The 12,654-nt window shown below is 62.9% G+C and carries 14 protein-coding genes; 2 read left to right on the forward strand and 12 right to left on the reverse strand.

All coding sequences use genetic code 11. The features are described 5' to 3' along the window. Nucleotide 1 precedes the first annotated feature (1 nt). Nucleotides 2-604, reverse strand: coding sequence for a LysE family translocator (locus ACWKWE_RS00470; RefSeq protein ID WP_483849240.1), 603 nt, complete (start codon nt 602-604; stop codon nt 2-4). A 73-nt stretch (nt 605-677) separates the two neighbouring features. On the opposite strand from ACWKWE_RS00470, the gene ACWKWE_RS00475 reads away from it, so the two are divergent. Continuing rightward, complete coding sequence (locus tag ACWKWE_RS00475) at nt 678-1,592, forward strand: LysR family transcriptional regulator (protein WP_483849241.1); 915 nt, start codon at nt 678-680, stop codon at nt 1,590-1,592. A gap of 26 nt (nt 1,593-1,618) precedes the next feature. Here ACWKWE_RS00475 and ACWKWE_RS00480 read toward each other — a convergent pair whose 3' ends face one another. From ACWKWE_RS00480 to ACWKWE_RS00490, 3 genes are all read right to left on the reverse strand, one after another. Beyond that, nucleotides 1,619-2,365: a glucose 1-dehydrogenase gene (locus ACWKWE_RS00480; protein ID WP_483849242.1), complete on the reverse strand. Its 747-nt coding sequence runs from the start codon at nt 2,363-2,365 to the stop codon at nt 1,619-1,621. A gap of 195 nt (nt 2,366-2,560) precedes the next feature. Then, nucleotides 2,561-2,986, reverse strand: coding sequence for an Rrf2 family transcriptional regulator (locus tag ACWKWE_RS00485; RefSeq protein WP_166595327.1), 426 nt, complete (start codon nt 2,984-2,986; stop codon nt 2,561-2,563). Between the two features lie 256 nt (nt 2,987-3,242). Then, a complete protein-coding gene (locus ACWKWE_RS00490) occupies nt 3,243-4,160 on the reverse strand; it encodes a LysR family transcriptional regulator (protein ID WP_166595328.1) in 918 nt (305 codons plus the stop codon). A 120-nt stretch (nt 4,161-4,280) separates the two neighbouring features. Here ACWKWE_RS00490 and ACWKWE_RS00495 point away from each other — a divergent pair, with 120 nt between their 5' ends. Continuing rightward, nucleotides 4,281-5,033 (forward strand): SDR family NAD(P)-dependent oxidoreductase, encoded by a 753-nt coding sequence (locus tag ACWKWE_RS00495; RefSeq protein WP_166595329.1) that lies wholly within the window; start codon nt 4,281-4,283, stop codon nt 5,031-5,033. Nucleotides 5,034-5,159: 126 nt separating this feature from the next. Here the strand turns inward: ACWKWE_RS00495 and ACWKWE_RS00500 are convergent, their stop codons facing one another. The 8 genes from ACWKWE_RS00500 to ACWKWE_RS00535 all read right to left on the reverse strand — a co-directional run bounded on the left by ACWKWE_RS00500 (nt 5,160) and on the right by ACWKWE_RS00535 (nt 12,557). Next, on the reverse strand, nt 5,160-5,447 hold the full coding sequence (locus ACWKWE_RS00500; protein ID WP_166595330.1) for a hypothetical protein: 288 nt from the start codon (nt 5,445-5,447) through the stop codon (nt 5,160-5,162). Nucleotides 5,448-5,655: 208 nt separating this feature from the next. Continuing rightward, the gene (locus ACWKWE_RS00505; protein ID WP_483849243.1) at nt 5,656-6,735 is read right to left on the reverse strand and encodes an ABC transporter ATP-binding protein; all 1,080 of its coding nucleotides are present in this window, start codon (nt 6,733-6,735) and stop codon (nt 5,656-5,658) included. 31 nt (nt 6,736-6,766) lie between these two features. Further along, the gene (locus ACWKWE_RS00510) at nt 6,767-7,720 is read right to left on the reverse strand and encodes an SIS domain-containing protein (RefSeq protein ID WP_483849244.1); all 954 of its coding nucleotides are present in this window, start codon (nt 7,718-7,720) and stop codon (nt 6,767-6,769) included. Nucleotides 7,721-7,738: 18 nt separating this feature from the next. Then, nucleotides 7,739-8,614 (reverse strand): carbohydrate ABC transporter permease, encoded by an 876-nt coding sequence (locus ACWKWE_RS00515; protein ID WP_166595333.1) that lies wholly within the window; start codon nt 8,612-8,614, stop codon nt 7,739-7,741. Then, nucleotides 8,614-9,519, reverse strand: a complete 906-nt coding sequence (locus tag ACWKWE_RS00520; protein WP_483849960.1) for a carbohydrate ABC transporter permease — start codon at nt 9,517-9,519, stop codon at nt 8,614-8,616. Before ACWKWE_RS00520 ends, ACWKWE_RS00515 begins: the two co-directional genes overlap by 1 nt. Next, a complete protein-coding gene (locus ACWKWE_RS00525; protein ID WP_483849245.1) occupies nt 9,519-10,778 on the reverse strand; it encodes an extracellular solute-binding protein in 1,260 nt (419 codons plus the stop codon). Before ACWKWE_RS00525 ends, ACWKWE_RS00520 begins: the two co-directional genes overlap by 1 nt. A gap of 10 nt (nt 10,779-10,788) precedes the next feature. Beyond that, nucleotides 10,789-11,760 carry an N-acetylglucosamine kinase gene (locus tag ACWKWE_RS00530; RefSeq protein ID WP_483849246.1) on the reverse strand — a complete coding sequence of 324 codons (972 nt, stop codon included), beginning with the start codon at nt 11,758-11,760 and terminating at the stop codon, nt 10,789-10,791. Continuing rightward, a complete protein-coding gene (locus ACWKWE_RS00535; protein ID WP_483849247.1) occupies nt 11,757-12,557 on the reverse strand; it encodes a DeoR/GlpR family DNA-binding transcription regulator in 801 nt (266 codons plus the stop codon). The genes ACWKWE_RS00530 and ACWKWE_RS00535 overlap by 4 nt, the downstream gene beginning before the upstream one ends. Nucleotides 12,558-12,654: the final 97 nt, after the last annotated feature.

Genomic DNA, 12,654 nt, shown 5'->3' on the forward strand with positions numbered 1-12,654 from the left:
GTCAACTCCAGGTGGGAATGATGGACAAAACAAGCAGGGCGGCCATGGCCAGGTTAAACAGCCGCCAGTGACGTGAGGTGCGCAATAGCCGCGCCAGCAGCACGCCGAGCCAGCACCAGAGGATCAGCGAGGCACACGCGGCGAGGCCGAACGACACGCCCAATAACGCTGCGAACCCGGCAGGGTGGGTCGCCAACGGCGAAAACGCGGCGGCCGCGCTGACGGTCATGGCCCAGCTTTTCGGGTTCAACAAGAGAAGCGGAATGGCGTTGGTAAAACCCAGCGGCTCATCCGATCCGGCGTCAGGCCCTGCACCTGTGGAAGGTGCGCCGCTGCGGGCGATGCGCCACGCCAGCCACAGCAGATAGGCTGAGCCCGTGACCTTGACCGCGAGTTCCAGTCCGGGTGCTTGAGCGATCAGGTTGCCGAGGCCGAACGCGGCGATTGTGGCGACAAACGCCAGGCTGAAGGCGATCCCGAGGATCAGCGGCAGGGAACGGCTTAAACCGAATCGCGCACCGGAGGCGGTGGCAAGGGATGTCGCGCCGCCGGGAGACAGTGCCGAGGCGGCGACGAACAGAAACAGCGGCAACAGCGTTGGCATCGGCCTTTCATCCGGCAGTTGAATGCCGCTGACAGTACGGCTGGCTCGCGGATTAGAAAATCGAATATCTTTAATGCCTGACATTACTGATCGTAATCCCGCCATGACCCGAAACCTCGACCTCAGCCTGATCCGCACCTTCGTCGTTGTCGCCGATCATGGCAGCATGACGGCCGCCGCCAATGCGCTTTTCATGACCCAGGGCGCGGTCAGCCAGCAGGTGAAGCGCCTTGAAGAAACCCTCGGCTGCCAGCTGCTGATTCGCAAACCCCGGCAATTGGAGCTGTCGCAACAGGGCGAGCTGTTTCTGGCCAAGGCCCGGCAATTGCTGCAATTGAACGACGACATCTGGGCGGACACCGTCGAAGGGCCGATTCGCGGGCACCTGCGGGTCGGCGCACCGCCTGATCTCATCACTTCGCTGGCACCGGCCATGAAAGCGTTTACCGACGCCCACCCGCTGGTGGAGTTGTCGTTGAAATGCGAGCCGTCGCCAGTGCTGCACGAAGCCATCGACAACGGTCATCTCGACGTGGCGCTGATCGAATACCTCACCCCCAACGCCCAAGGTCGGGTGATTCGCACCGAGCCGCTGGTGTGGGTGGGGAGTCGCACCAGCGAAGTCTGGAAAACCCGGCCGTTGCCACTGTCATTGGTGGACGAGCGCTGCGTGTTTCGCCCATTGGTGTTGGGCGCGCTGGCGAAGGAGGGGATTGCCTGGCGGACCGTGTTCGAGAACGGCAGCTTCGAAGCCACCGCGTCCACTGTGCGGGTCGGTCTGGCGATTACCGCGTGGCTGGCGTCCACCGTGCCGGAGGACCTGGAAGTGTTGCCGGACGACATCGGGTTGCCCGAACTGCCCGCGTTCGCCATTTGCTTGCGCTTGCCTGCAACCGTTCAGCCGGTGGCCGAGGCGTTCGCGCAATGCCTGTTGGACAGCTTGCCCCACGCAGACATCGAGCGGATCGAGGAGCCGGCAATGGCCTGATCGCTCAGGTCACTACCGGGACTGTTTTAGCGCAGGCCGCCCGACACGACGAGCAGTTCGCCGGTCACCCAACGCGATGCATCCGAGGCGAGGAAGGTCGCCACATCGGCGATGTCATCCGGTTGCCCGGCACGGCCCAGCGGGGTCAGGGCCACGAAGTGTTTCTCCATGTCGGAACCGGTGATGCCGCCCGCGTGGGTGCCTTCAGTCTCGGTGTAGCCGGGGTTGATGGCGTTGACGCGAATCTTGCGCGGCGCCAGCTCGTTGGCCAACACGCCGGTGATGGCATCCACGGCGCCCTTGGTCCCGGTGTAGATGGCACTGGTGGCCGGGGACAGCGAGGTGACGCTGGAGCTGATATTGATCACGCTGGACCCTTCGCCCAAGTGTTTGGACGCCGCCTGCGTCACCAGCAACAGGCCGAGGACGTTGGTGTTGAACTGGCGGTGAAACTCGTCTTCGGTGATCTCTTCCAGCGGCGAAAACGCATAAACGCCGGAGTTGTTGACCACGATATCGAGGCGCCCGTAAGCGTCGATGGCGGTTTGCACGAACTTCTGCGCATCGGCCGCCTTGGTGACGTCGCCGCCGACCACAGTGGCCTTGCCGCCGCTTTCAACGATCTTCGCCGCCACGGCTTCCGCCGCTGACTGAGCGCTGGCGTAGGTCACCACCACCGCCGCGCCTTCAGCGGCCAGCGCCTTGGCAATGGCCGCGCCGATGCCTTTGGAAGCGCCGGTGACGAGTGCAACTTTTCCTTCTAACTGAGCCATGATGTTCTCGCATCTGAATGAAGCATTTAGGGAATGAAGCGACTGCGTTGGCCTCGTGGCCGTGTGGCCTCGGAGTGCCGGGTGAAATCGAAAGGGGTCGTCAATGGCGGTCTATGAATGAGTCCGAGATCTGACGCTCCTGAAAAGAATGAGAAATATTGTGCGTTCAAAGACAACAATTAGCGGCAAAAAAAATCACGGACCGTCTTCGATGGCGGTCACGATTTGAGAGAGGGTGTGTTGCGCAAGGCCCTGTTCGAAGGACGTTTGCGCGCTGCACAGCACGCCTTCGAGGCAGCCTTTGATATTGCGACTGACGTGACAGCCCTCGGCGACGGCATACCCGTGGACTACATAGGCCTTGGGCGCATCGCTGGCGTTGTAAATGTCGAGCAGGGTGATCTCAGTGGCGGGTCGCGCCAGCATGCAGGACCCCGTCTTGCCTCGGGTGGTGGTGACCAGACCGGCCTTGGCCAGCTTGGAAATCACCCGACGCACGAAGCTGGGGTCGGCATTGACGCTGCTGGCCAGATCGGACGAACGCGTCGGCTCGCCGGGGCGGACCGCCAGCGAAGCCATGATGTGCGAAGCGACTGAGAACTGAACGTTGGGCTGAGGCATATTGTGAAACTAATCGTCACAATTCTGTTTGTCAACTGAGGATGGTGGGCTGCGCCAAACGGGCTGCGTTTGAAACCTTGGGTGTTTCAAGTACAGCGCGTATGCCGAGTTTACTGCCGCTGCGCGGCAGGAATCCAGACAACTCAAAATCCGGTTGCGCGCACAGTCCTGTGGGAGCTGGCTTGCCTGCGATCTGCCGCGCAGCGGCAGCAAAACCGGTGCATGCAATGGCGCTGGCACGGCGCAGGGGGCGGCTTCAGGGATTCCACCGCCACACCGGGTTCGAAAGGTGCTCGGCGAAAAAATCCGACAGCGCGCGGATTTTTGCGGGGCGGCTTCGCGCCGAGGGGGTGACAAAATACAGTCCGCCCCGGGCCATGCTCCAGCCCGGCAGGAGCGTGACCAGTCGGCCATCCGCGAGGTATTCGGCGGCAATGAACTCGGGCAGTTCGGCAATCGCCAGCCCCTCCAGCAGCACCGGGAGCAGCGCGTCCGAGTTGGTAACCCGCAATCGGCCTTTCGGCGCCACGTCTTCTTCCGTGCCGTCGGTGTGGGTGAAACGCCACAGGTCACTGCGCGCCCGATAGGCATAACTGAGGCATGACCGATCGGCGAGCTCTCGCGGATGCGCCGGATGCCCGTGCTCCGCCAGGTAACCCGGCGAGGCCACCAGAAATTGCGTCACAGAACACAGTCGGCGCGCTACCAGTGAGGAGTCAGGCAATACGGCGATGCGCAGTGCGGCATCGAAACCCTCGGCGATCAAGTCCACCGATGCGTCAGAAAGATGAAGGTCCACCGACAGCTCAGGGTATTGGCGCAGCAGTCGGGGCAACAACGGCGCGACCCAGCGCAGGCCGAACGCCATCGGCATCGCCAGGCGCACTTGCCCGCGAGGCTGGACGGCCAGATCCTGGGCCTCACTCTCGACCTCTTCGGCCTGCCGATAAATCTCCCCGGCCTTCGCCGCCATGCTCGAACCGAACTCGGTCAGTGCCAGTTGCCGAGAAGTCCGGTTGAACAGCCGACCGCCCAGACGCTCCTCCAACCGGGCCACCGCCCGCGAAACGGTAGGGACGGAAACGCCCATCAGCCGCGCCGCTGCCGCGAATGACCCTTCTTCCGCCACCTTGGCGAACATGGCGAGACCTTCGAAATCGGGGAGTTTGCTCATTTCATTTCTGCAATGATGGATTGCGGACAATTCTATTTTGAAAGGTGTCATTCGTCGATAAGCTTCTCCTCACCGAAACACCTTACCGAACTCACTGACTGACCTTTCTGGAGAAACACCATGGCTCGCAAACTCGAAGGCAAAATCGCACTGGTCACCGGCGGCACCACGGGCATCGGCCTGGCCACCGCCAAACGCTTCGCCGAAGAAGGCGCCCACGTCTACCTCACTGGCCGCCGTCAGGCCGAACTCGACGCCGCCGTCGCACAAGTCGGTAACGCCACCGGCGTTCGAGTGGACTCCACTCGCCTCGATCAACTCGATGCGCTGTACGCACAAATCAGTGCGGAGAAAGGGCATCTTGATGTGCTGTTCGCCAACGCCGGTGGCGGTTCAATGGTGCCGCTGGGTGAGATCACCGAAGCGCACTACGACGACACCTTCGACCGCAACGTGAAAGGCGTGCTGTTCACCGTGCAGAAGGCGCTGCCGCTGCTGGCGAAAAACGCCTCGGTGATTCTCACCGGTTCGACCGCTGGCAGCTCGGGCACCGCCGCCTTCAGCGTGTACTCGGCCTCGAAAGCCGCTGTGCGCGCCTTCGCCCGCAGCTGGATTCTCGACCTCAAGGACCGCAACGTTCGCGTCAACACCTTGAGCCCTGGCGCCACCAAAACCCCTGGCCTCGTTGACCTGGCCGGTCCGGATGCCGCGCAACAGCAGGGCCTGCTCAACTACCTCGCTTCGCAAGTGCCGATGGGCCGTGTGGGTGAACCGGTAGAAATCGCCAACGCCGCGGTGTTCCTCGCATCAGACGACGCGAGTTTCGTGAACGGCATCGAGCTGTTCGTCGATGGCGGTCAAGCGCAGGTGTGATGGATTAACGCGGGAGGAGATTGCCCCGGCTGTCATCGACGGGCGGCGCAAGAAGTGATGAAAACACTTGGCCAGGCGAGCGAATGCTCAGCCTGGCCAGCGTCATGGGCAAATCAGAACTTGCTATTACTCGTCAGTGCTACCGGCGCCCGACGGGCTTTTGTTGCCGGGGCTGGAGTTGCCGCCACTGCCCGCTTCGCCACCGGAGCCTGGCAGCGCCGTGCCTTTGGTTTTGGCGCCGTTGGTGCCGGCTGCCTTTTTGTCGGTGTGAGTGGATGTGGTATGGGTCTGGCTCGCTTTGGTTTTGTGGGTGTCGCTAGGGGCAGTGGTGGTGCTGCTCGCGGCCATTACCGGCAGCGAAAGAATGCAGGTCAGTCCTGCCAGGGCGAACGCGGAACTCAGTTTCTTATTCATGTCGTCAAGCCTCATGGTCACTAAATTCAGAGCGCATGCATGCTGACGAGGGCGTCAGCAGCTCTAGTGTTTGGGGCATTGAGGGCGGGGAAAAGTTTGTGAAATTAATCCCCCGGCGATGAACGGTCAGATGTCGGGTGGTGACCCGACGCCGTTACGATGCATTCCCGACCCCGCGAAAGCTTGCGGGGAAGGGAGTGGCCGGGTGTCAGACCAGACGCGCGCCGCTGGCCTTGTCGAACACGTGCACATGTTCGCAACTGCCCCGCAGCGTCAGCTGTTGGCCCAGTTGAAGGTCGCCTTTGCGCGGAAGAGAGGCCACGACCGGGGTGGTGCCCGATCTGCCATAGACGTGGCTTTCCGCCCCAGTCGGTTCGATCAGGTCGACGGTGAACGGCAAGCCGAAATCCGACGCATGCGCGCTGCCGAGGCTGAAATGCTCGGGCCGGATGCCCATCACCACCGGGCTTGCGCTGGCCAGATCGATACGGCGTCCAAGGTCCACCTTCTGATCGCCCACAAGCACGATCGACGTCGAATCTTCCTGCACCAGAATGCCGTCGATCAGGTTCATCGCCGGGGAACCGATAAAGGTGGCGACGAACAGGTTGGCTGGGCGGTCGTAGACCTCAATCGGGGTGCCGACCTGTTCGATGCGCCCGGCGTTCATCACCACGATCAGGTCGGACATGGTCATGGCCTCCATCTGATCGTGGGTCACGTAAATCGCCGTGGTGCCCAGCCGACGCTGCAAGGTGCGGATTTCGATGCGCATCTGCACCCGCAGTTTGGCGTCGAGGTTCGACAGCGGTTCATCGAACAGAAACACCTGCGGCTGACGCACGATGGCCCGGCCCATGGCGACCCGCTGACGCTGCCCGCCAGACAACGCCTTGGGATAACGATCCAGGTAGTTGGAAAGCCCGAGCATGGCGGCCGTTTCCTTGACCGCCGCCGCGATGCGGGCAGGCGATTCCTTGCGCAACTGCAGGCTGAACCCCATGTTCTGGGCCACGGTCATGTGCGGGTACAGCGCGTAGTTCTGGAACACCATGGCGATGTCCCTGTCCTTGGGGGACAGGTCGTTGATGACGCCGCCATTGAGTTCGATGGTCCCGGAAGACACCGATTCCAGACCCGCGATCATCCGCAGGAGCGTGGATTTCCCGCAGCCCGATGCCCCGACCAGCGAGACGAACTGACCGTCGGCAATGCTCAGGTCGATGCCGTGCAACACCGGGATCGTGCCGTAGTTCTTGCGAAGTTGCTGAATGTTTACGGTTGCCATTTCGGGACACTACCTCTGCCGGGCCACTGCTTCAGGAAAGACGTACAACCTTGGTGAGGTGGCGCGGGGCCGTGCTGTCGAGGCCTTTGTGCCGGGCCAGACGCTCACCGAACAGTTGCAGCGCCGGCAGGATCGCCAGGCTTCGGTCCAGACCGGTTTCGCTGACCTCGACGTGCAGGTCGCCGGGGCCGCCCACGCCAATCACCAGCGCGCCTTTGTCCTTGAGTTCGCTGTACAACGTGGTCTCTTCCTCGTGGGTTTGCGGGCTGTAAATCAGCACCACGCAGGTTTTTTCATCCACCAGGCTGATTGGGCCATGACGGTATTCCAGCGGGTGGAACACCTGGGTGTAGGTCAGGCTCATTTCCTGGAGTTTCAACGCGCCTTCGCTGGCCAGGCCGTAGTAAGCGCCACCGCCGAGGTACACAAAGTGCGTGCGGGACAGCACGGTGGTGTCGACCTGACGATCCAGCGTCTGCATCGCGCGTTCAGCGGTGGCGGCGATGTGAGCGTCAACCGGCGAACCGGCGAGTCGCAGACCCAGCAGCAGCATCAGGCTGGCGGAGCTGCTCATGACGATGCCTTCCGAGGGGTGGGTCGGCGCAAACACCACCTGATCGCTGCCTTTCGCCAGGCTGCTTTCGCTTTCGCAGGTGATGCCGATGGTCTTCAAGCCACGGGCGCGGCTGGCCTGCACGGCCTCGACCGTCTCGGTGGATTCGCCACTGCGGGAGAGGGCGATGACCAGCGCGTCCTGATAGTGCGCCAGATACGCTTCCGGACGACGCGCCCATTCGCCGCCAGGCACGGCGATGGCGCGCTTGCCGTTGAGATTGAACGCGCTGGCCACCGTTTGCGCCAGGTAATACGAAGTGCCACAGCCGACGACCACCACGATGGGGGCGTCCACGGTCGGGAGGGGTTGAGTCAACGCGGCTTGCCAGAAGGGAAACTGCTCGACGATGACGCGTTCGGTAACGTTCATGTGCGGGTCCTTATGAGGTTATTTGGTCGCGCCGGCGATGAGGCCGCGCACGAGGAAACGGTTGAGAAAGATCACTAGCAACACGGGCGGCAGCATGGCGATGACCCCGGCCGCGTTCATCAGGCCGTAGTCCACGTAGTTGCGTGTGACGAATTCGGGAATCAGGACGGTCAGCGACTTGGTGGCCAATGAAGGCGAGAACACCAGCGGCACCATGAACTGCCCCCAGGCGCTGAGAAACGTGAGGATGGCAGTGGCGATCAGGCCGGGCGCCGCCAGCGGCAGAACGATGCGGATCAGCGTGTACGTGCGGCCCGCGCCGTCCAGCCAGGCGGCCTCTTCGAGGGACACCGGCAGCGATTGATACACGCTGCGCATGAGCCACAACGCCAGCGGCAGAAACGCGGACACGTAGATCAGCGTGACGCCCAGGTACGTGTCGATCAGGTGCAGCGAAATCATCAGGCGATACAGCGGAATCATCACCGTGTACGCCGGTACCGCCATGCTCGCGACCACCAGCCCGAACAGCAGGTTTCGGCCCGGAAAGCGCAGTCGCACGAAGGCGTAGCCCCCGAACGCGGCAGCCACCAGTGTCACCAGCGTCGCCGCGACCGAGGTCACCAGACTGTTGATGAACGCCCGGGAGAATTGCGGCCAGACCGACTGCACTTCGTTGCCCTGGGAGACGCTGCTGGCGCCGAACAGCTTGGCGAAGTGTTGCAGCGTCGGGTGTTCCGGCCACAGCGTCAGGTGCTGACTGAGCATGTCCTTCGGGTCGGTGAAGCTGGTCATCACGGCCCAGTACACCGGGCCAAGCGACCAGATCAGCAAGACCAGTACGGCGAGGGCGAATCCGGCCTTGCCCAGCCATTGCAGGGTGAGTTTGCGCATCAGTCGAACCTCGTCTCGCGGTAGACCTTGAGGACGTAAATCATCGACACCACCAGCGAGGCAATCATGGCCAGCACCGACAGCGCCATCCCGTAGGAGAACTTCAGGTTCTGGAACGCCGACATGTACACCTGAATGATCAGGCTGCGGGTGTCCAGGCTGGAGCCGTTGAGAATCCAGGCCTCGTCGAACAGGTTGAAGGCGAACACCGTGGACTGGCTCAGCGCAATGGCCAGCCCGCCTGCAATCAGCGGCAGCGTGATCATGCGAAAGCACTTGAGCGGGCCCGCGCCGTCGAGCTTGGCGGCTTCGTACAGATCGCCCGGAATCGCCTGCAACGCCGCGAGCAGAATGATCGCGGTGAGGGGCAGCATCCTCCAGACATGCACCAGTGCCACCAGCAGCAAGGCGGTGTTGTGGTCGTTGAACCACACCACGTTTTCGTCGAGCAGCCCGACCGCTTTCAGCAGGTTGTTGAGCAGGCCGTAACTGGGGTTGTAGATCCACAGCCAGACCAGCGCATTTACCACCGGCGGCAGGCACCACGGCAGCACCAGGGCTGCCAGCAACCACTGGCGCCCGTGACGGACCTTGTTCAGCAGCAGGGCGGCCCCCAGTCCTCCGACCGTTTCCAGGACCACGGCCAACACCACGTAAATCAAGGTGTTCCAGGTGGCGTGCTGCACGTTGCTGTCAGTGGCCAGGTTCTGGTAATTCAGCAGCCCGATGAAGGGGGTGCCCGGGCGCATCGGGTCGATGCGGTACAGGCTGTCGAGCACCGTGGTCACCAGCGGCACAAACACCAGACTGGCCATGACCACAATGATCGGAAGGACGTACACCAGCCCGAGCCAAGTCTCGCCCGGCACCGGGCGCAGCCGCTCGCGGATCGCGTTCAGATTCATCACGGCTGCATCGCACTCTGGGCTTCGCGGGCGATCTGGGCCACCGCCTGATCGACCGTCAACTCACCTTTGGCGGCCTGATTCAGCGCACTGGAGACCGCGCTGGTGAACTGCGGGTACCAGACCGGGGTGCCTTGCTTGAACAGCGGGTCCACCAGACCGGCCTGTTGCAGGATCACGTCACCGCTCTTGAGCTTGCCCTCGCTGTTGAGTTGCTTGAGCACGCTGGTGCGGGTCGGCAGGTTGCCCAGGGTTTCATAGCTCTCGATCTGGTTCTGCGGCTTGATGAACCAGTTGATGAACGTCTTCGCCCCTTCCTTGTTTTTCGCGGTGGCCGGTATGCCGACCGCTTCCGGCAAACCGATGGTGCGCGCGGTGCCGGTGGTGGTCAGCATCAGGGCGGCGGCGACGTGATCCGCGACCTGGGATTTGGCCGGGTCGCTGTAGACCGCCACGTTACCTGCCCAACCGGCGAGGTCGAAGGAGGCATCGCCTTTCTTGAACAGCTCCTGGACTTCCACGTCCTTGAGACCTGTCGCGGCGGGGCTGATCAGCCCGGCCTTGAGGGCTTCGACCTCGAACGCCATCGCCTTGTAGCCCGCCGAATCCGGCTTGACGAATTGCGGCTCCAGTTTGTCGTTGAACAGCTCGCCGCCGAACACCTTGGTCAGCAAATACCAGGCGGTGGCACTGCCTTCGGTGGCCGACAGGGGAAGAGCGATCGGGTATTGGGTGATGTTCTTGGCCTTGATCGCCTTGGCATCCGCCAGCAACTGATCCGGGGTGGTCGGCGCCGCGCTGATGCCCGCCCGTTGCAGGTGATCGCGGTTGTAGATCAGCACGCGGAAGTCGTTGGCGTACGGAATCGCCAGCAACTGGCCGTCGAACACGAACAGCTTGGCAGACGGGATGTCGGCCACGGTGGCCGCGTCCACCGCGCCGTCCAGCGGTTGGTACCACTTAGCTGTGCCGAACTGCCCGACCCACGACCAGTCTACTTCCGTCGCGTCCGCCGGTGGGCTGCCCGCGATCATCGAGGTCGCGACTTTGGTCAGAATCTGATCCCAGCCCAGGGTCTGGGTTTCCAGCGTGAGGTGGGTCTCGGCTGTCAGTCGATCCGTCATCGCCTTGGGCAAGGTGCCCCAAGGTGGCAACAGCACTTCGGTGGCGCTGGCCGCGCTGGCGAGCGGGACGAACGCCGGGGTGGCGAACGTCAGGGGCAACAGCGCGAGCGAAGCGATCAGGTGGCGTCGGAGCATGGCAAAACCTCTAGATCGGATAGGGGGAGGTAGATGGCAGTGCAAGCGTGTGATTCAGGTGTGAGGCGAGCGTGTTGATCCAGTTGTTATCCGGGTTCCATCCCGCGTTGTGTGCTGCGCGCCAGAGTGCGCCACCCACCGGTGGCAGACGGGGCGTAAGAGGGGCCGCGGACAGCAGCCGCGTCATCCGGGAGGCGATGCCAGGATGGCTGAACACGCCTCCGGCATGGCTCCAGACCGGGGCGTTCACACCGCCGATGCGCTGCCAGGCCGTCGCGACGTGTTCAGCGAGGTGGCGGGCGGCAGCGTTCAACAGTTCGAGGGCGTCCGGATCACCGGCGTCGGCCCATGCCGAGACCTGAGCGGCCAGCGTTGCGACGCCTGCGCGGCGATTGCGCAGGCCGTACACCCAATCGATCAATTCATCGGGTTTCAGGGCCAGATGCGTCAGCAGTGCCTGGGTCATGCGCGCGGCATGGGCCCGTCCATCCAGCGTGCGACTGGCCAATGCCAAGGCCTGAATGCCGATCCAGTGCGCGCTGCCTTCGTCGCCGAACACATCCCCCCAACCCCCCACGCGCAGGTGCGGGGCGTCGTCTTCATTCCGACTCGCCCAGGCCATGGACCCGGTGCCCGCAAGGATCAGCACCCCTGCGTGGGCGCCGGTGAATGCGCCGTCGAAGGCGATGCGCACGTCGTTCTCGACGGTCACGGGGCAGGGCAATGCCAGCCGGGCGATGTCGGTCTGCTCCACTGACACGGCGTCGAGTTCGCCATGCAACGGCAGTCCCAGAACGGCGGCGGCGAGGGGCGTACCCGCGGCTGTTGCCAGCAGCGCCCGCAGCTGTTCGCGCCACTGGGGATGAGTCACCGGGTCGAGCCCTTCGCTCGTTCCCCACTGCACAACCTGGCCCTGACGATCAGCCACGACCCACTGCGTTTTCGAGCCTCCGCTGTCCAGGCCCAGGATGCAGGTGTTCATGCCTTGAGGTCCTCGGCCGCCATCGATTGGCTGGAGCCGGTCAGCAGCCCGCAGCCCAGTTCCTGCAGCCGGGCCTGCCATTTACTGCTCAACTGTTCGTCGCTGACCACGGTGAGCGCTTCAGTCAAAGGGGCGACGCGGTAGGTCAGGCGTTGGTCGAATTTGCTGGAGTCCACCAGCAGCCAGGTGCTGCCAGCGCGGGCGAGCATCTTCTGGTTCAACTGGGCTTCGCTGGCGTCAAGGCTGTAGATGCAGGCGTCCGGGGCAATCGCGCCTGCGCCCAGAAACAGCTGATCGAACCAGAGGTTTTCGATCATCGCCTCGGCCAGCGCACCGACCATCGACGCGTTCTCTGCGCGTAATTGCCCGCCCAGCAGGACGATGGTGATGCCGGGGGTGTTCATCAGCACTTGCGCGACGTTCAGGCAGTTGGTGAAGACCGACAGCGGCACCGGGTCGAGACGCAGACGCCGCGCCAGTTGCAGCACCGTGGTGCCTGCATCGAGGAAGACAGTGGAGCCGGGAACGATCCGCTCATAGGCCACTTCGGCAATGGCGCGCTTGGCGTAGAGGTTCTGGTTTTCCCGCAGATCGAATGCAACCTCGACGCCTGCATTCTTGGCAATGCGTGCGCCGCCGTGGGTGCGATGGATCGTGCCGTCCGCTTCCAGGGTCAGCAGGTCCCGGCGAATAGTCGCCAGGGACGCCTCGGTCACATCCGCGATGGCCTGGATCGTGCTTTCGCCATAGCTGTAGAGGTGCTGGCAGATCAGCGATAAACGCTCGTCTTTAGTCACTGTGATTGCTCTTTAGTGATTCATGGGAATGAAATATAAGCCTTAAAAAATCACTGTCAATCAAAAATATGATTGATTGTGATCGTTTGGCTCTCTA

Source organism: Pseudomonas salicis (genome assembly GCF_057128705.1).